General features: G+C 50.9%; 1 protein-coding gene. It reads right to left on the bottom strand.

Translation table 11 applies throughout. The features are described from left to right. Positions 1-672: hypothetical protein (locus tag ACI77I_RS32065; protein WP_407000217.1), on the bottom strand; the 672-nt coding region annotated here is incomplete at both ends.

Raw genomic sequence — 672 nt, 5'->3', positions numbered from 1 at the left:
CCATCGAAGAAAAACGCCGTGTGGATGTGGTAGCCCCTCTCCTCTCCCTGCTCGACAGTGCAGAGATGCCAGATTAAATGGTCAAACATCGGGTTACGCTCGATCTCCCGACTCAGCCTATCCAAATCCGCAAATACATCTTCCGCGCGTTGCCGATACTGAGATATCTCGGAGTAATGCAGATCCAGACGAATCACGACAGTTGAAGAGCAAGATTCCAGGACATTATCTATGCACTTCGAGATCTTCTCCTGCTGATCCAGGGCTTGAAAGCGGCGGTCAGACTCCTTGCGCTTAAACCACTTCTTGCCCGTCAGGTGACGGATACGATCAGTCAATGTATTGAGCATCTCTTCCGTACTGAGATAACGTGTCTCGTCGTCACTGAGGCACGTGAGCCCCACAGGGCTGCGTTCTAAGCTAATGTCCTGACACGCATCCCAAAACACCTGGAGGTGCTCACTGAAGTCATAGTGATGGCCTTCATCGAACAACGCTACCATTTTCTGGATATGATCAAAGTACTGGGTAAGCCGAGTTCTCTGTACACGCTCCCGACCTAATGCTGATTTAGTGATCTTGAATGCTGCGCTGTCCGTTCTCTGGATAGCCTGTACGAGGCGTTCAATCTGAATAGCGATGTCAGATTGGGAGAGAAGGCGCTGCGTGGTG

Source organism: Pseudomonas sp. D47, assembly GCF_045447305.1.
Taxonomy (GTDB): domain Bacteria; phylum Pseudomonadota; class Gammaproteobacteria; order Pseudomonadales; family Pseudomonadaceae; genus Aquipseudomonas.
Note: the sequence above shows the minus strand (reverse complement) of the source record. Positions and strands in the feature narration are given on the sequence as shown.